The 22,867-nt window shown below is 40.5% G+C and carries 18 protein-coding genes and 1 riboswitch; of the genes, 9 read left to right on the top strand and 9 right to left on the bottom strand.

Annotated features, from left to right (window positions below; translation table 11 throughout):
* The first annotated feature begins 132 nt into the window (after window positions 1–132).
* From QE450_RS19155 to QE450_RS19140, 4 genes are all read left to right on the top strand, one after another.
* On the top strand, window positions 133–1,560 hold the full coding sequence (locus QE450_RS19155; protein ID WP_274171482.1) for an ABC transporter substrate-binding protein: 1,428 nt from the start codon (window positions 133–135) through the stop codon (window positions 1,558–1,560).
* A gap of 107 nt (window positions 1,561–1,667) precedes the next feature.
* On the top strand, window positions 1,668–2,750 hold the full coding sequence (locus QE450_RS19150; protein WP_307301359.1) for a carbohydrate ABC transporter permease: 1,083 nt from the start codon (window positions 1,668–1,670) through the stop codon (window positions 2,748–2,750).
* Window positions 2,750–3,853, top strand: a complete 1,104-nt coding sequence (locus QE450_RS19145) for a carbohydrate ABC transporter permease (protein ID WP_273614103.1) — start codon at window positions 2,750–2,752, stop codon at window positions 3,851–3,853. Before QE450_RS19150 ends, QE450_RS19145 begins: the two co-directional genes overlap by 1 nt.
* 159 nt (window positions 3,854–4,012) lie before the next feature.
* Complete coding sequence (locus tag QE450_RS19140; protein ID WP_274171483.1) at window positions 4,013–4,657, top strand: class I SAM-dependent methyltransferase; 645 nt, start codon at window positions 4,013–4,015, stop codon at window positions 4,655–4,657.
* A 118-nt stretch (window positions 4,658–4,775) separates the two neighbouring features.
* Here the strand turns inward: QE450_RS19140 and QE450_RS19135 are convergent, their stop codons facing one another.
* The gene (locus tag QE450_RS19135; RefSeq protein ID WP_204825942.1) at window positions 4,776–5,399 is read right to left on the bottom strand and encodes an acetate uptake transporter; all 624 of its coding nucleotides are present in this window, start codon (window positions 5,397–5,399) and stop codon (window positions 4,776–4,778) included.
* Between the two features lie 246 nt (window positions 5,400–5,645).
* Between QE450_RS19135 and QE450_RS19130 the strand changes: the two genes are divergently transcribed.
* Entirely contained in the window at window positions 5,646–6,827 is a 1,182-nt protein-coding gene (locus QE450_RS19130) for a GGDEF domain-containing protein (protein ID WP_307301354.1), read from the top strand.
* 87 nt (window positions 6,828–6,914) lie between these two features.
* Here QE450_RS19130 and QE450_RS19125 read toward each other — a convergent pair whose 3' ends face one another.
* From QE450_RS19125 to QE450_RS19115, 3 genes are all read right to left on the bottom strand, one after another.
* Window positions 6,915–7,757, bottom strand: a complete 843-nt coding sequence (locus QE450_RS19125) for a methyl-accepting chemotaxis protein (RefSeq protein ID WP_273614100.1) — start codon at window positions 7,755–7,757, stop codon at window positions 6,915–6,917.
* A gap of 206 nt (window positions 7,758–7,963) precedes the next feature.
* Window positions 7,964–8,806: a methyl-accepting chemotaxis protein gene (locus tag QE450_RS19120; RefSeq protein WP_273614099.1), complete on the bottom strand. Its 843-nt coding sequence runs from the start codon at window positions 8,804–8,806 to the stop codon at window positions 7,964–7,966.
* A gap of 234 nt (window positions 8,807–9,040) precedes the next feature.
* Entirely contained in the window at window positions 9,041–9,661 is a 621-nt protein-coding gene (locus QE450_RS19115; protein ID WP_307301352.1) for an NAD(P)H-dependent oxidoreductase, read from the bottom strand.
* Window positions 9,662–9,871: 210 nt separating this feature from the next.
* Here QE450_RS19115 and QE450_RS19110 point away from each other — a divergent pair, with 210 nt between their 5' ends.
* Window positions 9,872–10,549 carry a winged helix DNA-binding protein gene (locus QE450_RS19110; protein ID WP_307301350.1) on the top strand — a complete coding sequence of 226 codons (678 nt, stop codon included), beginning with the start codon at window positions 9,872–9,874 and terminating at the stop codon, window positions 10,547–10,549.
* Window positions 10,550–10,676: 127 nt separating this feature from the next.
* Here QE450_RS19110 and QE450_RS19105 read toward each other — a convergent pair whose 3' ends face one another.
* The 4 genes from QE450_RS19105 to QE450_RS19090 all read right to left on the bottom strand — a co-directional run bounded on the left by QE450_RS19105 (window position 10,677) and on the right by QE450_RS19090 (window position 15,168).
* Window positions 10,677–10,946 (bottom strand): YkgJ family cysteine cluster protein, encoded by a 270-nt coding sequence (locus QE450_RS19105; protein ID WP_301262640.1) that lies wholly within the window; start codon window positions 10,944–10,946, stop codon window positions 10,677–10,679.
* 37 nt (window positions 10,947–10,983) lie between these two features.
* The gene (locus QE450_RS19100) at window positions 10,984–12,102 is read right to left on the bottom strand and encodes a 5-methyltetrahydropteroyltriglutamate--homocysteine S-methyltransferase (RefSeq protein ID WP_301262641.1); all 1,119 of its coding nucleotides are present in this window, start codon (window positions 12,100–12,102) and stop codon (window positions 10,984–10,986) included.
* Between the two features lie 61 nt (window positions 12,103–12,163).
* Window positions 12,164–13,402, bottom strand: coding sequence for a peptidase T (pepT, locus tag QE450_RS19095; protein ID WP_307301347.1), 1,239 nt, complete (start codon window positions 13,400–13,402; stop codon window positions 12,164–12,166).
* Between the two features lie 215 nt (window positions 13,403–13,617).
* Window positions 13,618–15,168 (bottom strand): NAD(P)H-binding protein, encoded by a 1,551-nt coding sequence (locus QE450_RS19090; protein WP_301262643.1) that lies wholly within the window; start codon window positions 15,166–15,168, stop codon window positions 13,618–13,620.
* Between the two features lie 291 nt (window positions 15,169–15,459).
* On the opposite strand from QE450_RS19090, the gene QE450_RS19085 reads away from it, so the two are divergent.
* The gene (locus tag QE450_RS19085; protein WP_307301344.1) at window positions 15,460–16,062 is read left to right on the top strand and encodes a YjgB family protein; all 603 of its coding nucleotides are present in this window, start codon (window positions 15,460–15,462) and stop codon (window positions 16,060–16,062) included.
* Window positions 16,063–16,200: 138 nt separating this feature from the next.
* Here QE450_RS19085 and QE450_RS19080 read toward each other — a convergent pair whose 3' ends face one another.
* A complete protein-coding gene (locus tag QE450_RS19080; RefSeq protein ID WP_273614093.1) occupies window positions 16,201–17,025 on the bottom strand; it encodes a class I SAM-dependent methyltransferase in 825 nt (274 codons plus the stop codon).
* A 179-nt stretch (window positions 17,026–17,204) separates the two neighbouring features.
* Here QE450_RS19080 and QE450_RS19075 point away from each other — a divergent pair, with 179 nt between their 5' ends.
* Both QE450_RS19075 and QE450_RS19070 read left to right on the top strand, forming a co-directional pair.
* Window positions 17,205–18,281 carry a branched-chain amino acid aminotransferase gene (locus QE450_RS19075; RefSeq protein WP_273614091.1) on the top strand — a complete coding sequence of 359 codons (1,077 nt, stop codon included), beginning with the start codon at window positions 17,205–17,207 and terminating at the stop codon, window positions 18,279–18,281.
* A gap of 137 nt (window positions 18,282–18,418) precedes the next feature.
* Window positions 18,419–18,618, top strand: a riboswitch (cobalamin riboswitch).
* A gap of 171 nt (window positions 18,619–18,789) precedes the next feature.
* On the top strand, window positions 18,790–22,863 hold the full coding sequence (locus tag QE450_RS19070) for an S-layer homology domain-containing protein (RefSeq protein WP_307301341.1): 4,074 nt from the start codon (window positions 18,790–18,792) through the stop codon (window positions 22,861–22,863).
* Window positions 22,864–22,867 lie beyond the last annotated feature (4 nt).

Raw genomic sequence — 22,867 nt, 5'->3', positions numbered from 1 at the left:
TATCAAATTCCTATTTACTTTTTGCTCATTACATAAGAAAATGGGTAAGAAGTAAAAAATATCTAATTATGTTATTTATGTTCTTTTGTTGTTCTTGATTCAAGGTGTAATTAAAAAAAAGGGGCTGAGTACATGAAGCGTAAGTTGAAAAAAAGCAGCACAATGTCACTGATGATGGTTTTGCTATTTTCAGTCGTCATGAGTGCATGTGGAGGAACAACAAGTAATACAGCATCAACAGAACCCGCTGCAACCGGAACAGATACAACAGCAACGACAACAACAGGTACAGATATGATCAAGACAGCGAAAGTTCCAGCTGGATCTGAATTAGAAAAAGCCTTAAAAGGTGAATATAAAGGAACCAAAGTAACGATGTACGGTCCATTCGTAGACGCGGATGAGCAGAAATTCAATGCAAGTATCAAAGCATTCGAAGATCAAACCGGTATTGATATTGCTTATGAAGGTTCCAAAGAATTTGAAGCTACTATCAATGTACGTGTTAACGGTGGTAATGCACCGGATATCGCTGACTTCCCACAACCAGGATTGTTAGAAGGATTCGCTAACTCTGGTAAAGTGGTTGATGTATCTAGCTTTATGGATGCTAACTATCTGAAAGAGCAATACAAAGATAGCTGGCTAGATATGGCGAAGATGAAAGGTGAAGGCGGCAAAGAAATTACTGCCGGCGTATGGGCACGTAGTAGTGTGAAAAGCTTAGTATGGTACAACAAAAAAGCATTCGCAGATGCTGGTTATGAAGTACCTAAAACTTGGGATGAAATGATGGCATTAACAGAGCAAATCGCTAAAGATGGCGATCCTGCTTGGAGTATTGGTATTGAAAGTGGTACAGCAACAGGCTGGCCTGCAACAGACTGGATCGAAGATATTATGCTTCGTACAACTACTCCTGAAAACTATGACAAATGGGTAAAAGGCGACTTGCCATTTACAGATCCTATTGTTAAAAATGCAGTTAAAAAAATGTCTGATATCTGGTTCAACAAAGATTATGTATACGGTGGACGTAGTTCAATCGTAACAACCAACTTCGGGGATTCCATCCAACCGTTGTTTACAGATCCTCCAAAAGCATGGTTAAACCGTCAAGCTGGATTTATCGTATCCTTTATTCCTGAAGGCGTAACAGCAGACGAGTATGACTGGTTCCCGTTCCCATCGATCGATGAGCAATATGGTACACCTGCGATGATCTCTGGTGATATCTATGCGATGTTCAATGATCGTCCAGAAGTACGTGCAGTCATGGAGTTCTTTACAACAGCAGAATCTCTACAAAGCTGGATTCAATCCGGTGGTGTAACACCTCCAATGAACGGTACTCCTGATGATTGGTTCGCTAATGATCAAGAACGTCGTATGTCTCAGTTTGTACAAGAAGCTAAAACAATCCGCTTTGACGGTTCTGACTTGATGCCAAGTGCTGTAGGCGCAGGAACGTTCTGGAAAGGTATGACGGATTATGTGAGTGGTACAGCTAATCTAGATGAAGCGATGGCTGAGATTCAATCAGGCTTCAAAAAACAATAGTATCGCACGATAGATACTATGCATGTAGATAGCAGGTATACATTGACATGAGTCAGAACGGGCCGATGCTATCGGTCCGATTTTGGCTTGATTAAGGGGGAAAGCCGATGTACGTGCGAGCCAATCAAGGGTCTATGTTAAAGTTGATTTTGTTATCAATACTTGTTCCTGCTTTAAACGTAGGCTTGCATTTCTCGATCTTTTTATTTTTTAGAAGCTCGGATCTTCCACCGGTCTTGAATGCTTTGCTTGCTGTGATCTGGGGAATATTTGGGATCTATTCTATTTATTTTTCATTGAACTGGGTAGTTGAGCAATATTCGGATAAATGGAAAGAACGCGTCATTCCTTATGTATTTGTAGGGCCGGCTGTATTATTGCTAGGCTGGTTGCTGTTTTTACCAACATTACGTACATTATATCTTAGTTTTTTCAATGCCGATTCGACCCGATTTGTAGGGCTAGCTAACTTTGGAGCTGTTTTTACGGACAGACTATTGTTAACAGCGCTACGAAATAACTTGCTGTGGGTGGTATTCGGAACCTTAGCGTGCGTTATTTTAGGGATGTTAGTCGCTGTACTGGCTGACCGCAGTAGCTTTGAACGTCTTGCCAAAGCGATTGTGTTTATGCCGATGGCGATTTCGTTCGTAGCCGCAGGGGTTATCTGGAAATTCATCTATTACTACCAACCAGGCGATGACCAGATCGGTTTACTTAACGCTATTATGGTGCAGTTAGGACTCCAGCCGCAGGGCTGGCTCAGTATGGTGCAACCCTGGAATAACCTCTTCTTGATTGTCATATTGGTCTGGATGCAGACCGGGTTTGCTATGGTTATCTTTTCCGCTTCGATCAAAGGTATACCGGAAGATATGTTGGAAGCCGCGCGGATGGATGGCGCAGGTGAAGTACGTATCTTTTTCAAAATTATGTTGCCTGTGATCTCTAGTACAGTACTTGCAGTTACCACAACGATTATCGTATTTACACTGAAAATATTCGATGTTGTTATGATTATGACCGGTGGACAGTACGGAACAGAAGTAGTTGCAACTGAATTCTACCGTCAATTATTTATGTATCAAAATGCAGGCTACGGTTCGACGCTTGCGATTGTGTTGCTGATTGCAGTTATTCCGGTTATTATCCTGAATCTGCGCCAGCTTCAGAAGGAGGGAAGCTTCTGATGGCTAAACGAAAAAATAAAGCACCCAAACGCAAAGCGAATTGGTTGGTTAATACGATTCTAGCGATTATCTGTATTATCTGGTTTATTCCTACACTGGGGCTGTTGATCTCATCAGTGCGTCCGGCAGCAGATATTTTGCAGACCGGTTGGTGGACTGTATTCCCTCATCGCCAGTGGGCAACTGAAGAACAAGTGAAACTTCCCAAAGATACTGATCTTCGTCAGCCGATCACCGTTAATGGACAGACATTTAGCGATGATCAGCTCAAATCAGGTGTAATGCAAGGTGATAAACGTCTGGTCTGGGAAAATCGCCGTTCACGTACTGTAGATGTTCAGGATAAAAAATGGAGTGGATTCACACTTGATTTTACAACGCTGAACTATGAAACAGTGCTAGGCGGTAAACAGTACAAAATCACGCAACCTGATGGCACCGTCAAAACTGAGCAAGGTAGCGGGATGGGAAGATCGTTCTGGAATACGATCGCTGTTGTTATTCCATCGACAGTCATCCCAATCTTTATTGCTTCTTTTGCCGCATATGCTTTTGCATGGCTCAAGTTCAAAGGACGACGCGTCTTTTTTGTAATCGTGATTGCACTACTGGTTGTACCTTTACAAGTGGCTTTGATTCCGATTTTGCGAGATTATACAGCACTTGGACTCAATGGAACGTACTTCGGTATATGGTTAGCACATACGGCATTTGGTCTGCCGCTAATTACGTACTTTATGTACAATTCGATCAGTCAGCTTCCTCGTGATCTGTTCGAATCGGCTTATATGGATGGAGCAACAAACTTTACCATCTTCTCTAAATTAATTCTTCCATTATCTGTACCTGCACTGGCTTCGATTAGTATCTTCCAGTTCTTATGGGTATGGAACGATTATCTGGTATCACTTATCTTCCTCGGTTCTCAACCGGAAGTACAGGTATTGTCAATGAATATTGCGAATATGGTTGGTTCGCGTGGTAGTGACTGGCATCTGTTAACAGCAGCGGCATTTGTCTCTATGCTAACACCACTTGCTGTATTCTTTGCATTACAGAAGTACTTTGTACGTGGTCTATTGGGTGGATCGATCAAAGGATAATAAGGTGTTTAGTCCAAAAGACGATAATAAAAGACCGCTCTTCGATACAGGAGGAGCGGTCTTTTATGTATTTATTGAATAGTAGAGAAGCAACTGGAATTTATTGGCTTAGAATTGTATCATGAATAGACTACATGTTACAAAAAAGGTGGGAAGTGTATGGATACAGGATCATTGATTATATCGACGGTATTGCTTGTTATTGCACTACTGGCTGTATTGTCGATTGTGTATTATAGCTGGCGTAATGGCATCTCCCCATTACCAGCATCATTATTGTTGCGAAGTAAAGTAGCTGAAGAAGTGTTGCGTTTGTCTAAAGTACAAGAATTAGATCATCCGCTTTTCAAATTAGAAACAGATGATCCTGCGCAACAATATTCGATTATCCAACAACATATGGAATACCAAGCACGTCAAAAAACTATTGTAGAAACGGGTTCAGGCTGGGGAACATTAGCGATATTTTTAGCCAAACATATCCCGAATTATCATGTGATCGGTATCGAAAATTCGGTAGTGCCTTTTTGGATTTCTAAATGGTGGGCCAAGTTTGAGAAAGTGCCACTTACATTTATTCGTGGAGATATGTATCAATACCCTTATGAAGAAGCAAATATTATTGTGTGTTATTTGTTTCCGGGAGCTATGAAGCAATTGAGTACGATTTTGCGTGAACGTGCTGTAGCGTATACATATATTATTAGTGTCTATTTTGCATTGCCCGATTGGACACCTGAAAAGATTGTACAATGTGTGGATATTCACCGTACCAAAATTTATATTTATAAAGTAGGCGCATAGTTATTGTATCTTCTCGCAGATAAAGTCTCACACTTATAGATATAAAAAAACACATGCAATAGAATAATCGCATGTGTTGATTGGTGCTTAATGGGTGCTTGGTTATAGAGAACAATACTTAGTTATGGTCTTTGAAAATACCAAATGGCTTACCAATAGGTAAAAATGTTTTGCCAAAATGAGTATTCAATACCAATGCGCCTGTACCGTATAAAGACATAATGCCAATACCCATCTCTGCATAAGCAGCAAGTGTATGGAAAATATGAGGAGCCACACCAAACGCATCAAAGGTGAGTCCGAGGAATAACAGATCGATCAAGCAGAAAATAATAAATAATACTTTGTGTGTCTCCATGGCACCGATCGTCATAAAGAGTACAAAAACAAGATAACCGGCAAAAGCAAAGCCTAGTTGCTTACCATCTACATCATTGGCTAGAGCAGTGCCGAATACGCCCATTTTGATCATCCAGTTGCCTGCCATCGCGAACCAGAAGAAAGCAAATGCTCCAAATGCCGTCGTACCAAATGTATTGTTTCGCTTGGAATCTTGAATACAAGCGAATAATTGAGCGCAAGCGCCCAGAAAGATCGCCCAGGGAATAGCATAGCTGAGTCCTGTCGTTAGACCTAGCTTTTGAGAAGAAGCTACCAGAGTAACAATAGCTAGGCCGAACAGGCCGAGTGCGCTAGGATCAGCATTGATGATCTTAACATGAGTTTGCGAAGAAGTTTGCATAAGGAATTTAGCCTCCAATAATTGTTAGGTATCCCTCACTGTCGTCAGACATACCTCAAGCATTGTACCTGAAAAGACGCAGATAGAAAAGAAATATTATTAGTTACATATTAATTAGAGAAATACCTGTCATACTACTGTTTATTTATTTCAATTTGGGGAATTATTTGACTATTTACGTCGCTCAAAACTTGTTATACTGATAGGTAATTACATTTCATTGGTTAAGGTGTGTGAATAAAACAGATGGATTTCAATCTGGATATGAAAACAGTGTTCATTTCACTTGTATTTGGACACATTTTTACTGTCATCTTGATCCGTGCATATCGTCAGAATTATATGAAAGATCGTGCTGTTAACATGTTTTACCTTTCCAAATGGGTACAGGCTATCGCATGGTTTATGTTGATTTTTCGCAATACTGCTCCTGATTTTTTCTCGATTGCAGTTGCTAATTCTTTTTTATTTATCGGTGCCGCTTTGGAGACAGCTTCGTTTCTAGTGTTGCAAAAAGCTTTTTCTAAACAAATTCGCAATCTGTATATGGGCTATACTACGATAACAATTATTGGTTTTGTATCAATTTACTTTTCAGGTGTAACAGAAACGACTCGTATTATTTATGCTTCTATCGCCACCTCTTTGTTTATCCTTTATCCCGCCTACCGTATGATCTCAGATCGACAAGCATCTTCACTTCAGCATTTAATGGGTTATTTGTATAGTATTGTTGTGATTAGTCTATGGTTTAGAGCTGTGTTTGCTATGTATTTTGGCGCTGTTGTTGGATTATTTACAACAGGAATGTATCAGACGTTTACGTTTCTGTCGCTGTATTTGATTATGATTTTGGGAAATACCGGTTTTGTGCTGTTATCCAAAGAGCAAGCAGATGTCGATCTACTGCGTATTGCCAGCTATGACGATCTGACAGGTATATTGAATCGGCGGACATTCATGATCGAAAGTAAAAATTGTATCTATGAATTAGCCAAAAAGCAGCAATCCGTATCGTACCTCTTATTTGATATCGATCATTATAAAGCGATCAACGATACATACGGTCATCATATTGGCGATCGGGTATTGCGTGATATGGCGATACTTGTGACAGAGCAGTTAGAGGAACAAGCGATATTTGGAAGATATGGTGGTGACGAATTTGCTATTCTACTACCTGATACGGATGAACAACGATCCAGTCAAATCGCTGAACAACTACGCTCTACGATTGAGCATCATCGGTTTCATGCTTTGCCGTTGTCGTATACGATTAGTGTAGGAGTGGTCACAGTATCTGCTACCAAAGAGACGCAGCTTAGTATGTTATATCAACATAGCGATCGGGCATTATATGAAGCCAAATATGCAGGTCGTAATCGTACAGCACGAAGTCTCGTAATGGTGCAAGAAGAGAGCGGCTAAGAGTGATATGGTTATCTATTGAAAAAAAGCTCTACAATCACTGAGTGTGGTTGTAGAGCTTTTTGGAATATAGAAAAATGAATCTGCTTATTTATTAGGTTGACTGTTATAGTAGTAGATATTTTTAGTGATATCTTTCATCGCTTCGCCTGTAGCTTGAAGACGGTCGATTACTTCTGTAAATGAACCGACAAGTGTCGCTTGTTCTTGAGAAGAAGTGGTAATTTGAGTGATCTCATTTTCCATTTGACGGATTGATTCTTGTACATCACGAAGTGCTGTTTCAATATCGCCTGTAGCTTTTTTGGAGTTAACAGACAATTTACGAACTTCAGTCGCAACTACACCGAATCCTGCGCCTAATTCTCCTACACGAGCAGCTTCAATCGCAGCATTAAGACCAAGCAAATTGGTCTGTTCAGAGATATCTTTGATTAGGATCGCTACTTCATTGATTTTACTTGATTTTTCAACTGTTGTTTTCGTGTTTTGCAAAATTTGCTCGCTGGTTGCTTGTAGTTGCTGTGCATGAGCCGCAATATGTTGAACCATATCTACAAGATTTTCAGATACAGATACGTTTTCTGTCATAACACCTTGAAGATCTTCTTGTGTTCTTTGATCATAGCTAATCGTCATAACACCTACGATTTGACCATTTTCATGGATCGGCACATTGATTCCTTCAAGAGAAACACCAAACATTTCTTTAGGAAAAGGAGTAATGGATGGATTCACTTTATCCGCAATTCCAGCAAAGTTTTCAAAGCCAGGAGCTAAAGGACCGTCTGCTACAAATCCTAGATCAATACCTCCAAATTGTTCATAATAGAGGATCTTTTCATGATCATATAAGCAAATGGTAGCGCGCTCGCGCAAAAGTTTTCCGATGTATGGCAAAGCGGTTAAAAGTGCTTGCATTACTGGCATAGTTCTAATCATCCTTTTCTTACTCAATTTTTGATAGTATCTATATGTATTACTATCGGACAGAAGAGCCTTATAATAAAGACTAATCTTTTGAGTTAATGTGGTATAGAAGATAACAAATTGTAAAAATAAAAAACTCTAACATACATTAGAGCTTTTTATTCAGGATAGGCTCTAGTGTGATAAGGGAAGTAGATAGGCTGAGATTATTTGTTAAGAGGGACGCTGTAGCGGTATAGATTGTTGGTAATTGATTTCATTTCTGTACTTGCGGATTGCAAGCGTTCAATGACGTCTGTAAATGAACCAACAAGAGAAGATTGTTCTTGAGAAGAGGCTGTAATTTGAGCAATTTCATTTTCCATATGGCGAATCGATTGTTGTACATCACGAAGAGCCGTTTCGATATCTCCAGTCGCTTGTTTGGCATTCACTGACAATTTACGAACTTCAGTTGCAACCACACCAAATCCTGCACCCAATTCACCTACACGAGCAGCTTCAATAGCGGCATTTAGACCTAGCAAATTCGTTTGTTCAGAGATGTCTTTGATCAATGTAGCGACTTCATTAATTTTGCCTGATTTCTCAACCGTTATTTTACTGTTTTGCAAAATTTGTTCGCTCGTTGCTTGTAGTTGCTGTGCATGAGCGGCAACATGTTGCACCATATCAACAAGACCATCAGCAGCAGATACATTTTCTTGTAACACAGAATCCAGGTTTTCTTTTGTACTCTTATCATAATTAACAGAAAGTACAGCAAATAGTGTATTACCATCATAGATAGGAACGTTGATTCCTTCTAACGGCACACCGAACATTTCTTTGGGATAATGACTAATAGAAGGATTGACTTTGTCGGGGAGGGAAGAGAAATTATCGAATCCGGCTGGAAGAACATCACCTGTTTTGAAACCAAGATCGATACCATCTAACTGTTCATAGTAAAGCATATGTGTCTTGTCGTACAAACATACTGTGGCTCTTTCTCTCAAAATTTTTCCAATGTACGGCACAAATAGTAAAAAAGAATCAAGCATACTCATGTGTCAATCACCCTTTAATCTCATTTTTATAGTCATCATACTCCTATATTATCGGACATTTAAATGTTGAAATTAAGGGTAATTGCTCGGAAAAACAGATAAAATAGCAATAAATGCATAATAATATTTTAAATTTTAACTTTTCTATATAGTAAAAGAAATTTATTTACATAAATAGAAGTAATATAATTGTTTGGACAATACAAATGTAGATGCTTCGGTGGATTTACTTATTTAGAAGCGATGGGCAAATAACTTTTCTGTTTTTTCTAGGCGGGCTTGACGTTGTGCAAGTGTTCTTTTTTCCATCCCCGAGTAGTTATACCACTTTAAAGAATGAATCCCCATTTTACGAAAAGTACCGCGAAATACCATCTTTGTAATCGGATTGCCGAACAGCCAGCGATACATATAGGTTGGAGTAGCCATAACAGTGAGTAAAGAGACGCCTTTTAAATGAGGGAGTAAGCACTTGAATGGACGTCCAGGGGTAGGTTCGCTATATACGATTTCTTTAGCAAATACTTTATCGAGAAATCCTTTCATAAGAGCAGGCATGCCTTCCCACCAGATAGGAAAAATAAAGATCAGATGATCTGCAAGCATAAGACGTTGTTGATAATCAGCGATTAGAGGGTCAATACTTTCTTTTTTGCGCCAAGAGGTTAGATCAGCAGCTGACATGATAGGATTAAAGCCATCTTCATGTAGATCTACCAAATCTACTGTATGTCCTCCTGCATGCAAACCTCGTGTAACAGCGGCAAGTAAAGCAGCAGAGTAGCTACGTTGATGAGGAATATTTTCAGAAGCACCACTTCCATAAGGATGATCGAACACAATCATAATATTCATATAAATAACACCTTTCTTATTTTGTTTCTAAGAAACTAAATTGTTTATAGGATACAATATATCTTTATTGTTTCTTTTTGTCAATAATGTTTCTTGGAATATATCAATTTATAAAATCGATTGGTATACTAAAAAAAGAAAGATCATAATCACGTACAAAGATCAAAAAATATAAGATATTCCAAAGTAAATGAAAGTGAGAGGGCTATCATGAATCATGAGATGGAACAAAAGTTACTTATTACTGAAATCATAGATCATATCGCTGCAATTCAGAAACGATTTCAAGCTGAAGGTGAAGATGAAGAAAAAAAATGGATGATGATGCAGACTTCTGATGAACATGTAGCCGAATTTCTCAAAGTCGCAACAGTACAGATGCTTCATGTGTTGGATGCGATCGGGGAGTTAGAGCCTACCAATGGTATAACAATTTCCAAACGATACAATATTCCTAGAGGCACAGTATCTAAGATTACACGTCGGTTAGCAGAAATCGATATGATTCTTGTTGAACCGTTACCTTACAATAAAAAAGAAGTTCTTTTTCGCTTAACCTCTTCCGGTAAAAAAGTATTTACATTACATCAACAACTACATCAACATATCAATCAAAATGTACGAAATTTTCTTTCTCAATATGAAATGGAACAAATGCGTTTTCTTTTGACATTGATGCAAGAAGTGATGGCAACATCTTGGGTGGAGATAAAACAGGAGAAGGATGAGCCACAGCAAAATGAATCATCTCCTTTACCTTTTAACGAAGTAGAGTATTCACAAGAGTTAGAGGAAAAAAATGAAATTTTTGCGATGTTACAACAATTAGATGCCAACAAGTTGAATCGAGCCAAGCAGTTAATTCAACTCGCGTTTTTTGAAGATTAATCTTAGAAAATAGCATAAACAAATCCCTTTCATATCGTAAGAGCAAATCCATCTATAAAAGATGTCTTTATACTCTTAATCAATGAAAGGGACTCTATTCCGTCTTAACGTAAACATATTAGCGTTGTTAATGAGAACGCTTTGTTGGAGCAGTAGCTTGCTCTAATGCTTCTAGATAAGCAAAAGCTTCTTCATTGGTTGTACCACACATTTCCAATGAAGCCGGTAACCCTCCACAGACATCTGGACGTTCTGGTCGACCGAACAATCCGCAACGACGTTCTGCGGTCAATTGTGGACAAGGAACTCCAGCAGGCTTGCCTTCCGGCATACCGGGGATTGGGGAAGAGATAGAGATTGCTATACAACAGGCGGCACAGCCAACCCGACATTCCATAATGATTCACTCCAATATTTAATACACTACACTATATTTATTTCCATACATCCTGAGCAATATGGATGACATGACGTAACTTATCCCATTGTTGCTCTTCTGTCAGCAAATTACCTTCTTCAGTTGAAGCAAATCCGCATTGTGGACTCAAGCACAATTGATCTAAATTAACGAATTTGGAGGCAGCATCAATCCGGCGCTTGATATCATCAGGATTTTCTAATTCACCATATTTAGAAGTGACCAGACCAAGAACAATCTGTAAGTTCGGACGCTTCACAAAGCGCAACGCATCGAATGATCCTGAACGCTCATCATCGTATTCCATAAATAATCCATCCAGATCCAGTCCATCCAAAATCGTTTCGGCGGCACCATCATAACCACCGGATGCTGCCCATGTCGAGCGGAAGTTACCGCGGCAAATATGCATCGTAATCGTCATATCCGCCGGGCGATCAGCTACTGATTGGTTGATTAATTTAGCGGCATCAGCCAGCATTTGATCAGGGTCTTTGCCATCACTGCGTAATTTGGCTTTGGCTTCTTCTGAAAAGAATGCAGCCCAGGACGTATCATCCAATTGCAGATACCGACAACCTGCATCGTAAAAAGCACGAATCGCTTTTTTGTATGCTTCAGCTAGATCATGTAGTAACACTTCAGGATCACGATACAGATCGGTCTGAATTTGTCCGCGGAATAACAACATATTTGGACTTGGAATCGTCATTTTGGCAGTATGACCTGTACTTACGACACTATGAAGAAATTTGTAATCTTCTAGATGCGAGTGAGTAGTAAAGTCGATTTTGCCTGTGACTTTGACACCATGTGCTTTGGTCGTTGTATTGTGGAATTGAATACCACCTTCGGTATCATAGCCTTCTACACCATCCAAACGTTCTAGAAAGTCAAAGTGCCACCAAGCCCGGCGGAATTCCCCATCTGTTATCGACAATAGACCGATTTCTTCTTGTTTGGCAACAATGCGGCGAATTTCTTCATTTTCTATCATGCGTAGTTGTTCTGCATCCAGTGTACCGTTAGTCAAGTCCAGACGAGCTTGCTTGATCTTATCTGTGCGTAATAGACTGCCTACTTGATCTGCGCGAAAAGGCGCTACTGTGCGTTGAAGAGAAGTCGAAAATGTCATCGTATCATTACCTGCTTTCTATATAATGTAGTAACGTTAGAATATAAAAACTTATAGAAGGTTACACCTGATTGGGCTTAGCAAACAATTGAGTGATTTCTACAATCACTTCTGTAGCTTTCACCATATTGTTGACAGATACATACTCGTATTTGCCATGATAATTTTCGCCACCTGTAAAAATATTAGGTGTAGGCAGACCCATATACGATAGTTGAGCACCATCTGTACCACCGCGAACCGGTGTAATATGAGGTTCAACGCCTACGTTTTTCATCGCTTGCCCTGCAATATCAACGATATGTTTTACAGGTTCGATTTTTTCACGCATATTATAGTACTGATCTTTCATATCGATCAAGATATTGTTCTCGCCATAGGTTTGTCTGAATTCTTCGACAATGCTATTCAGAAGATTTTTCTTATGATCAAAGTCTTCCCGTTTGAAGTCACGAATAATATAAGACAATTGCGTTTCTTCTACATCACCATTGATCGAAGACAGATGGAAGAATCCTTCATAGCCTTCTGTAAATTCAGGCGCTTCTCCTGCGGGTAGACGACGATGCAATTCCATCGCGATTTTCGCAGCATTTACCATTTTATTTTTGGCGGTACCTGGATGCACATTACTGCCTTTGCATGTGACTTTGGCTGCTGCGGCATTAAATGTCTCGTACTCCAGTTCTCCAAGAGGACCACCATCTACCGTATATGCATATTCTGCACCGAACTTAGCTACATCGAACAAATGAGGACCTCTGCCAATCTCTTCATCCGGTGTAAAAGCGACTCTGATCTTGCCATGCTTAATCTCTGGATGATCGATCAAATAGTGCATTGCTGTCATAATCTCAGCAATCCCTGCTTTGTTATCTGCACCAAGCAGTGTAGTTCCATCAGTAGTGATCAATGTATGACCTTTATATTGCTCCAATTCAGGGAAGTCTTTTGGGGATAACACAATCCCTTCATTCTGGTTAAGTAGAATATCGCCACCGTTGTAATTTTCAAGCAGTTGAGGTTTTACATTTTTCCCTGTAAAATCAGTCGCTGTATCTACATGAGCTAAAAAGCCGATAACAGGTGCTGGTTGATCTGTATTTGAAGGTAAAGTCGCCATCACATAACCGTTACCATCTAATGTGACATCTTCCATACCGATCTGTTCTAATTCTTCTACCAATTGATGAAGAAGCGTCCATTGTCCGGGTGTAGAAGGGCATGTCTCACTATCCTCATTGGATTGTGTATCTATTTGCACATAAGAAGTTAAGCGATCAATCAGTTCGTTTTTCACAGTATAAAAAGCTCCCTTCGGCTTGTGGTATCAATCGTATGTGTTCATTTTATCATGAATTGGCGGATCATCCCAAAAGGAGATTGAGATTCCAACTATGTTGATATCGAAATAGGCTATACCTAAAAAGGTCTGAAGCTACTCATCACGAAGATGAAGAGCGTTCAGACCTGCTAGATAACATTATATATTTTACAGTAAAATAGATTATCGAATTACGGCGTACTATGTGAACTGCTCATCGTATGAGTAGCCGGATGTTGTGAATCTTGAGATTGATGACCTTCTGGGAATTCATGTTGCTTACCACTTTTGATCATCCGTTTTAAATGACGGCGGAATGCATACATAACCCATAGATGGACTTTGGCTTGCGTGAATTTGTAAATAAACCATGGTAATGATGGAAGATAATCATGAATAGCAATAACACAATCCTGTGTGCCAGGAACTTGTAGAAATTCCAATCGTCCTTCATGATTTTCTTTCGTTTTGGTAAATGCGCCACCTGTAATATGGTAGACAGCACTATCTTCGCTACTCAATTCAGGAGAATACGTTAACTCCAAAATTGGTTGACTGGAAGGACGAATATAGACACGATAAATACTGCTACCATCGTACTCGGTGCGAATCAACCATTTGGCGATTCCACCTAGCCATTTCATATAGTATTTACCAGCCCAATCGGCATTTTTACCATCCGGCAAAACAACACGTTGAATCGAACGCACATCAGATACCGATTCGGTTTTGTGTTCAGGAGAAGAACCAGATTGTTCCTTCTTCTCTTGTGCTTTTTCTTTTTCCTTCTCTTCTTCTTCAAGTGCAGATTTGGCAGACTCTTCAAAAGTAATCTGTCCATCGCTAATGCCTTCTACTTTGCGTTCAGGATTAGCGACCATCGGATGCGCTAAACTTTCTACCAAAGGATAGACCATTTCTTTAGGCATACCGGTAACCAATGTCACCCAGAGACGAGAAAGATGGATCGTTAGAAAAGGAACATCATGGAACGAACGCTTTTTCTCCATCACTTCTGCGGTTTTCATCATCATTTGCTTGTAGGTCATAATATCAGGGCCACCGACATCGATTGCCCGATCGTACAACTCATTACTGCCGATACTCTTTTTCAAAGCTTGCAATACATCAGATAGTGCAATCGGATGCGTCTCGGTACGTGTCCATGTTGGTAGTGTCATAATCGGCAGACGCTGAACCAACTTGGCTAGAATCGGGAACGAAGAACCTTGTGGTCCTACAATCAATCCAGCACGAATCGTTGTCACAGGTACTCCATAAGAACCTAGAATTTGCTCTACTTCTAGACGACTGCGTAGATGACGCGATAAATTTTCCCGTGGTACACCTTCAGGAATAATGCCGCTTAAATACACAATTTGTTTGATACCATTCTTTTTGGCTGCTCTGGCAAAATGGTCTGCTAAAATCACGTCCATATCTTCAAAATGAGCCTGGGTCAACTTGGCAGTAGGCATCATAGAATGCACAAGATAAATAGCATAATCTGCACCTTTGAGTGCCTTTTCTGCATCAGATATCGAGAATAGCTCACAAGAACGCCATTCAACATGCTCACTATTTTCTTTGTCATCGCCATGTCTGGATAAAGCAATCACATCATACTCATCTGTTAACCGCTTCAGCAAATTGTGCCCGATATAACCACTTGCTCCTGTTAAGGCAATTTTAGGACGGTGTTGTATAGTCGTTTCTTCGCTTGCAGTTGTCTCCATATCCATTGTCTCCACACCCCTGTTCATTTAAAAGTCTGTAGCTTTTACATACCCTTTTTTGTAGCACTTCAACCTCATGTTAATAGATTGATACAGCGACCAAAGTCCTATTTGATTGACAAAAGAACACGTTAAAAAGTATACTCAAAATCGTTAAGTATAAGCGCTTATACTTTTGAAATGCGACATTTTATTATGTTAGTATTTAAATAAAGAGACAAGAAGTAGAACTGGAATGTATTAGAATTAGGCAAGTATGATCACTTGAAATACCTTATCTACAAGGAGGAAAAGAACATGAAGACTCAGAAATCGATCAAACAAATGATATGTACAGCAACACTGACAGGAGTATTAGCTGTGGGTACACTTGGAGTAACCAGTGGAATATCTCCGGTACAGACAGCATCTGCTGCTACAATCAGTAAAGTCACTGCTAGCGATAGTCAAATGGCTTTGAAAACATTGAATAGCTTTTACAAGCCAGCATTGAAAGGTCAATTCCCGGGCAATGCCAGTGCATTTACTGTGGGTAAAACGACAAGAAATGAAGTAGTCAAAGCTTTCGGTAAGCCTGATCAAGCGATGAAAGACTCTGATGGATTTGATGTGTATCATGCAGAGATGGGTAACCCTGGTTATGCATTCAATTACAAATTAACAAAGATTCGTGAAATGCGTTATATGGGCACAAGTGTAGAACGCCAGACGAATATCGGCGGGATTACGATGAAAATGTTGCTCAAAAACTGGTATACACCAACATCTACTACTACGATCAAAAACGGTAAACTGAAACAAACCAAAGTGACGTATGTTCGCGGAGCGTATCAGTTAGAATTTATTTTCAACAGTAGTACAGAGCTAGATCATATCAATTTGCGTGAAAAAGGCGTATAAATCAAACTTCAACTGAATTGAAGATGAGCTGGATTATACTCTCATTTTTGAACCGAAAAAGGCACTGAACATATGTTCAGTGCCTTTTTTTGTTCTATTACAAGTATCATTTTCTGCTTGAAGTTTACCAGAATAAGATCAATGTATGCCAAGTCTTAGTCGATAGCTGAACATCACATTGGTGACTCCACCACGGAAGTAATCATCTGCCATCGCTTGGAAAATCTGAATTTCAGACTTTAAATAATCGGAGTTCAACTTCAATGCGGCTTGAATTCCGCCCTGACTAAGCAAAATACCTACATACCGTTCTGCACTACAGGGTTCAATATGATGGAATACAATTTCTTTAGTAAACCGAAAATGTCCGCTTTGCTCAATCTGTTGTAGATGGTTGTCTTTATCTCGCTTACGAGCGACTTGCTCGGGGTTCGCTTGCTCTGCAATAATCCGTTCCGAGATCGCTAATAGATGGATATACTCGCGCTCCAATTGCCAGTTCACAGTTGGTGGCCAATCACAATCATAAGCAGCAAAAATTCCACCCGGTACCAGTACACGAGCAATTTCTTTTAATGTGCTTTTCGGTTCCATCCAGTGAAAAGACTGCGAACAAGTAACGATATCTGTACTATTGGAATCCAGCGAAAGCTGATTGGAATATCCTTGTTCAAACGAAAGGTGATCTGCTTGAGTCGTCAGACTTAGCTTATAGCGTGCTTTATTTAACATATCTTGATTGGGTTCTACCCCAATAATACGATCTGCTCGATCCCGCCAAATAAACGAAGATAACCCTGTGCCACAGCCTACATCCACGACCAATCCAGGTTTCTTTTGCAAATAGTTCGAAAGAATATCTACCACAAGACTAGGCGCCGTCGGACGATACTGATCATACACATCTTCAAAACCGGAAAATCGTTCGATATTGTTGATAGAATTATTTTCAGGAATAGTCATAACAGATATTGCCTCCTTGTTTGAATGTACTTTGTTCTATTATAAAGGAAAAAGAGGTATTTAGAAGAGAATAAACTTGTTTTGACATATTGCCTATCAACTTATTGTTTTTAAGTATTTTCGATTTGGGATAAGAAGTGATATGATTTAAGGAATAATTGTTTAAGGAGACATAAACCATGACTATAGAGATCAAGATCGAACACACAACGAATAAAAAAGAGAAACCGGCATCCATGGATGGGGTAGTATTTGGTACGCAATTTACAGATCATATGTTTATTTTGGACTATGATGCTGGACAAGGTTGGCATGATGCACGTATCGTTCCTTATCAACCGATTATGATGGACCCGGCAGCTAAAGTATTCCATTATGGACAAACGATTTTTGAAGGACTCAAAGCATATGCAACAGAAGATGGACGTGTGCTTATGTTCCGTCCTACTAAAAATATAGAGCGTCTTAATATCTCTAACGAGCGTATGAGTATTCCAGAAGTGGATCCTGAATTGGCGCTTGAAGCCTTGCGTCAGTTGATTCTTACCGATCGTGAATGGATTCCAGAAGGTGAAGGTAATTCACTCTATGTACGTCCGTTTGTTATTGCAACAGAACCAACACTAGGCGTATCGCCTTCACGTCAATATAAATTTATGATTATCCTTTCACCTGTAGGTGCTTATTATGCAGAAGGCATCAATCCGGTTAAAATTTTCGTGGAATCCAAATATGTACGTGCTGTTCCCGGTGGCGTAGGAATGGCAAAAACAGCAGGTAACTATGCAGCTGGACTTAAAGCGCAAGAAGGCGCTACAGAACTGGGTTATTCTCAAGTACTATGGTTAGATGGTGTACACCGTAAATATATTGAAGAAGTCGGTAGTATGAACGTCTTTTTCAAAATTAACGGTATCGTCGTAACACCTGCACTCAACGGCAGTATCTTAAGCGGGATTACGCGTGATTCGATTATCCAATTGCTGAAGCACTGGGATATTCCTGTTGAAGAACGTATTCTTTCGATTGATGAATTGGAAGAAGCGCACAAAGAAGGCAAGTTAGAAGAAGCTTTCGGTACAGGTACCGCAGCCGTTATTTCTCCTATGGGCGAATTGAACTGGCAAGGTGAGAAAATGGTCATCAACGAAGGCAAAACAGGCGAATTGTCTGCCAAGTTGTATGAGACATTAACCGGTATCCAAAAAGGTGTAGCCGAAGATCCATTTGGTTGGACGTTAGAAGTTAAAGCGTAAGCTAAATCGTATCGTTATTTATGAGCGTGTCCTGTGATCAGGATGCGCTTTTATTTTTTCACATGTTTCCGATAAGTAATTTGCTAGAATTCGTAGACAAAGCCCGGTGCTATCGCTATGATAAATACTACAAATCTATATAATTTATTGTCCAAGGTGCAGATACGAATATGATTTTGTATCCGCTTAAAAGGGAAGTCCGGTGTATTCCGGCGCGGTCCCGCCACTGTAAATGCTGAACAACTCCTGAATCGAGCCACTGTTGCATGAAGCGATGGGAAGGTAGGAGGATGTGATGAAGCATAGCCAGGAGACCTGCCTTGCGAGCAATCGTTTCTATCATCTTCGGAGCAAAGAGGAGAAACAGTCCTAGCATTCTAAGCCTGTATCATCACAGGTGGTGAATGGTTGTGCTGTTATGCCTTTGAAGTCACTTCCGTTGAAGTGGCTTTTTTTATGTTGTACTGTCGTTATGTCTATTTTACTAAAACAAGAAAGAAGGTCTCCTATGAAATCATCTCTATCCCGTCAGTGGATCGCTACGATCTTAACACTGGTGCTTACGATCGCTACATTAGTACCATCCGGTGTATTTTCTGCTTCTGCCTATGCAGCAGATGAACCGAATCCTACGACAACCACTGTATCTCAAGCGGTCTACACTTCGAATGATTCTTCTACTAACGATTCAACCGTCAATACGAACGTCACCCAATCTGTATACGGTCAGGCTATCACGCAAGCGATGCAATATATCGACGCTAATGGTGGAGTCGATGGCGATTGGATTGCAGTCAGCTATGCGCGTACAGGCAAAGCCATTCCTGCTAGCTACTACAGCAGTCTAAGAACAGAAGTAAAAAATTTGTGTGCTCAAGCGAAGCCTTCGGTAACTGAATTAGCACGAATGGCGATTGCAGGGGCATCAGTAGGTTTAAATGCTACGAATATTTCCGATTGTAATTTGATCGAAAAATTATACAATCATGCGAATATCAATCAACAAGGTGTTAATGGACCGATGTTTGCATTGATCGCATTAGATTCTGGTACATATCAAGTGCCTAATGATGCCAAGCAAGGACGCGATACACTGATCGATAGTGTAGTGGCAGCGATTAATGGCCCGCAAATGTCGACAGATTATTATGGAATGGCACTTAGTGCTCTAGCTCCGTATAAAGATCGTGCAGATGTACAGACAGCAGGGCAAAAAGCAGTGAATTGGTTGATCCAAAAATCAGACGATTCAAGCAGTGAATCGATTGCACAGGAGATTATTGGACTAGCTTCATTTGGAATCGATCCAACCGATGTACAATTTGAGAAAAATGGAAAATCGTTAATCGACCGTTTACTTGCTTTTCAAAATAGTGATGGTGGTTTCCGTCATGAATTGACTGCAAGTGCATCGGACAAAGCTTTTTCAACAGATCAAGCATTACGAGCATTAGTAGCGTATGATCTGTATACAAAAAATGCAGGAGTGCTGTATACCAATCCTAATCCTCCTGTAGCACCACAGCCTGAGCCAGAACCAACGCCTACTCCTGAACCGGGGCAGGGCACCAAAGTACAAGCAAGTGTTATCGTAGAAGGCCCTTCTGCTCCTGTAACTACAGGCGTGACTGAAGCTGTCTATGCACTAGATGCATTACAAAATGTTGCTTCACAACATGGAGTAAAGCTAACGATTGCATCTGCTTCATTTGGTAAATATGTAACAGGAATCGCAGGCATCAATAGTGGTGATCTTGATCCATCTAGTGGTTGGTTGTTCGCGGTAAAACGTAATGGCCAGTGGATATCACCGGATGTGGGTATGGATGCATTTGTATTACAACCTTCGGATCAAGTATATGTGTATTTCGGAGCTTATGGAATCTCATTAGTAGAGTCTGTAACGACATCGCCTGCGGTGCCAAAAGCAAGCAGTGGCTTCGATATTACGGTACAAAAAGCCGATTGGATATGGAATAACGATACATTTACTAGCGACAAAGTAGTCAGTCCTGCGGCAAATGTACAAGTACAAGTCGGTAACCAAACAGTAACAACCAACGCACAGGGTGTAGCTTCATTTAACAAAATGAGTTCAGGTTCCTATACTGTGGCTGTGACAGGATACCAGAATAACAATGTACCTTCGATTGTACGCAGTACTTCTACCTTAATTGTAGCGAACGATAACAGTACAGGTGGCAGTACAACGACACCTACTGCCAATACGATTACGATGTCCGTCACAGGTGATAGTACGATTCTGCCTACGACTTCGATTACATTGCAAAATAGAGATACTGCTTTTAGCGTATTGTTACGTCAGTTAGGTTCCAGTCGTGTAAGTTACAGAGGTAGCGGTGCTACTGCTTATGTAACAGCTATTGATGGATTAAGTGAATTTGATAAAGGGCCATTAAGTGGTTGGGTGTACACAGTCAACGGACAACAACCGAACACAGGAGCCGGAGCCTATACGTTAAAAGCTGGAGACAATCTAGCATGGCGCTATAGTGATGGCACAGCTACTGTTTCTGGTGGCGGTGGAGGAAGTGCAAATAACAGTCTGGGAGTTCCTTTCCCGGCAATCATTCCTTCTCAAGTAGAAAGTGAATTGTCTCAACTGAAAATCAAATCCAATAATCAACTGGCTGTGAACGAAGCAGGGCAGTCGAGTACAGTACTCAACTCGGGTTCTCCAATGACTGCTAGTACAGCCAATTCAATTGCTAAAGCTTTAGCATCTGCGGCAAAAGTAAGTGTCAGTGCAGAAGTGACCGCTGATCAGAAAGCGACACTTGCTGATCCAGCAGGTAAAGTACAATTTATCGTGCCAGCTAATAGTGTGAAGAGTAACACTACGATTGGAATTGAAGAAGAAATGGCTAGTCGTCCAGAGCTTGTATCCAGTCTGTATGAATTTACGCCAAAAGGACAACAGTTCGAAAAGCCTGTATACCTTTCATTCAAAATCCCAGTCTATGCTAATACAATGTCTAGCCTGACGATTGCGTGGCTAAATGAAGAAACTAAGCAATGGGTTCCTGTTCCGACAGCATTGGATGCCAAAACTGGTATTATCACCGGAGCAGTCTCTCACTTTACTCAATATGCGGTCATCAACAAAGATGTATTAGCAAGCTCAGCAGACCAGCAACAATTAACAATAGATATCAATGCAACAGTCAAAAATGTGTTGTCCCATAACCCGTTAACCGAATGGGAAGCAGTAGGAATCGTACGTGCAGGTGGAACTTTGCCAGCTAGTTACCTAACTAATGCAACAGCTCAAGTCAAACAATCAGCAGGCACATTCCGCAAAGTGACTGATCTGGAACGATTGATTTTAGGGATCAAAGCAGCAGGTGGCGATCCAACATCTGTGAGCGGTGTGAACTTAATCGACAAAATGGTCAACCATGAGAAAATGACAGCTCAAGGAACCAATGGACCTATCTTTGCTTTGATTGCGCTAAATAGCGATAAGTATACAATGCCTTCAACAGCTACATGGAACCAAGACAAGCTAGTGACATGGTTGTTAAGCGCGCAAAATAGCGATGGTGGATTCCCACTGGCAACAGGTGAAGCGAGCAGTGTAGATATGACAGCAATGGCAGTTGCTGCACTTGCACCTGAACGCACACAGGCCAAAGTCCAAACAGCGATCGACCAAGCTGTTCAATATCTGTCTACACAACAGCAAGCTAACGGAGGATATTCTGCTTATAACGATGATAGTAGCGAAAGTGTCTCTCAAGTGATCGTTGCACTAACATCAGCAGGTATCAATCCGAAAGATGCACGTTTTACCAAGTCCAATGGTGACCTAATTACGCGTCTAAGCCAGTTCCGTCAAGCAAATGGCAATTATAGCCATACGGTAGGCGGTGCAAGCGACAATATTGCTACCGAACAAGCATTACTTGCTCTGGTTGCATATCAGCAGTATATGAACAGTGGAAATACGATTTATAATTTAGCAAATACTGCTACTAAGCCTGTAGATACAGGTACAAGTACAACAGTTACATTTGCAGATGAAAATACCATTTCAGCATGGGCTTCTGATTCTGTACATCGTGCTTATGATGCAGGGTTGATGTTAGGTGTGAGTGATCAGGAACTTGTATTTGCTCCTAAACAACAATTAACACGTGCTCAATTTGCTGCATTAGTAGTTCGTTTGACCGGAGCAACCGAGTCAGGAAATACCTCTACTGGTAAATCGACATTTAAAGACGTATCGGCTAATCAGTGGTATTATAATGCAATTATGACTGCCCAAAATAAAGGCATTATCACAGGCATTAGCGCAACATCATTCCAACCGAATCAGCCGGTATCCCGTCAAGATATGGCTGTGATGTTAACTCGTGCATTTGCACTTCAAGGCACATCGACTGCTTCTTTTGCAGATCAAGCGAAAATCGGTAGTTATGCACGTAGCGCAGTCAGCGCTGTAGTGAATAATGGAATTATGGTGGGTGCCAATAACAAATTTGATCCTCAAGCCAAAGTAACACGTGAAATGGCAGCTGTCGTGGCGATCAATGTACAGAAGATGGCACAAGCGAACTAATTTT

Source organism: Paenibacillus sp. SORGH_AS_0306, assembly GCF_030819345.1.
Lineage (GTDB): Bacteria > Bacillota > Bacilli > Paenibacillales > Paenibacillaceae > Saccharibacillus > Saccharibacillus kyungheensis.
This window is presented reverse-complemented; position numbering and strand designations above follow the sequence as displayed.

Coding starts and splice junctions, on each gene's coding strand:
- QE450_RS19105 (WP_301262640.1), bottom strand. CDS start 10,946: ATGGAATGTCGGGTTGGCTGTGCCGCCTGTTGTATAGCAATCTCTATC.
- QE450_RS19145 (WP_273614103.1), top strand. CDS start 2,750: ATGGCTAAACGAAAAAATAAAGCACCCAAACGCAAAGCGAATTGGTTG.
- QE450_RS19115 (WP_307301352.1), bottom strand. CDS start 9,661: ATGAATATTATGATTGTGTTCGATCATCCTTATGGAAGTGGTGCTTCT.
- QE450_RS19120 (WP_273614099.1), bottom strand. CDS start 8,806: ATGAGTATGCTTGATTCTTTTTTACTATTTGTGCCGTACATTGGAAAA.
- QE450_RS19155 (WP_274171482.1), top strand. CDS start 133: ATGAAGCGTAAGTTGAAAAAAAGCAGCACAATGTCACTGATGATGGTT.
- QE450_RS19110 (WP_307301350.1), top strand. CDS start 9,872: ATGAATCATGAGATGGAACAAAAGTTACTTATTACTGAAATCATAGAT.
- QE450_RS19140 (WP_274171483.1), top strand. CDS start 4,013: ATGGATACAGGATCATTGATTATATCGACGGTATTGCTTGTTATTGCA.
- QE450_RS19150 (WP_307301359.1), top strand. CDS start 1,668: ATGTACGTGCGAGCCAATCAAGGGTCTATGTTAAAGTTGATTTTGTTA.
- QE450_RS19085 (WP_307301344.1), top strand. CDS start 15,460: ATGAAGACTCAGAAATCGATCAAACAAATGATATGTACAGCAACACTG.
- QE450_RS19100 (WP_301262641.1), bottom strand. CDS start 12,102: ATGACATTTTCGACTTCTCTTCAACGCACAGTAGCGCCTTTTCGCGCA.
- QE450_RS19130 (WP_307301354.1), top strand. CDS start 5,646: ATGGATTTCAATCTGGATATGAAAACAGTGTTCATTTCACTTGTATTT.
- QE450_RS19090 (WP_301262643.1), bottom strand. CDS start 15,168: ATGGATATGGAGACAACTGCAAGCGAAGAAACGACTATACAACACCGT.
- QE450_RS19080 (WP_273614093.1), bottom strand. CDS start 17,025: ATGACTATTCCTGAAAATAATTCTATCAACAATATCGAACGATTTTCC.
- QE450_RS19135 (WP_204825942.1), bottom strand. CDS start 5,399: ATGCAAACTTCTTCGCAAACTCATGTTAAGATCATCAATGCTGATCCT.
- QE450_RS19125 (WP_273614100.1), bottom strand. CDS start 7,757: ATGCCAGTAATGCAAGCACTTTTAACCGCTTTGCCATACATCGGAAAA.
- QE450_RS19075 (WP_273614091.1), top strand. CDS start 17,205: ATGACTATAGAGATCAAGATCGAACACACAACGAATAAAAAAGAGAAA.
- QE450_RS19070 (WP_307301341.1), top strand. CDS start 18,790: ATGAAATCATCTCTATCCCGTCAGTGGATCGCTACGATCTTAACACTG.